The sequence below is a fragment of the Pseudomonas sp. P5_B2 genome, from assembly GCF_056400445.1.
Window position 1 is genome coordinate 1 of the sequence record NZ_JBFULH010001492.1, and the last position, 548, is coordinate 548.

A 548-nucleotide genomic window follows, 5' to 3' on the forward strand; every position below is an offset into this window, starting at 1 on the left:
CCTTCCAGGCTGCTGTGTTCACCCAGGATCTGGACACCGCCATGCAGTGTTACCAAAACCTCGACGCCACTGCCGTCATGATCAATGAGAACACCCTGTTCAGAGTGGACTGGATGCCGTTCGCCGGAGCGCGGTTGTCCGGTCATGGCGTAGGCGGAATCCCGCACACCATGAAAGAAATGCAAGTCGAGAAGATGATGGTCTGGCGCTCTCGGGAAGTACCAGGTTGAAAGCATGATGCTGGGCCAGACACGCTTCTGGCCGAGACTACCACCGCATAAATCTTATAAGGTGCGAGGCACTCGCCATGAACCAAAGACTTAATAGAATTAAAGGCATTTTGGCTGCAGAAGCCAAGGCTATCAGCAGTGTTGAAATCGACGACCGTTACGACCAAGCCATTGAACTGATGAAAACCTGTGAGGGAAAACTGATCATCACAGGCATCGGCAAAGCGGGGTTTATCGCGAAGAAATTCGCGGCGACACTTTGTTCAACGGGAACCCCTGCTGTCTACATACATCCCGCAGAGGCCGCTCATGGTGATC

At 53.1% G+C, this 548-nt stretch carries 2 protein-coding genes; both read left to right on the forward strand.

Features of this window, described 5'->3' with window-relative positions:
• Window positions 1-230: aldehyde dehydrogenase family protein (locus tag AC1DRJ_RS32005; RefSeq protein ID WP_477805613.1), on the forward strand; the 230-nt coding region annotated here is incomplete at its 5' end.
• 77 nt (window positions 231-307) lie between these two features.
• Window positions 308-548 (forward strand): SIS domain-containing protein (locus AC1DRJ_RS32010; protein WP_477805614.1); only part of this gene is annotated, 241 nt, incomplete at its 3' end.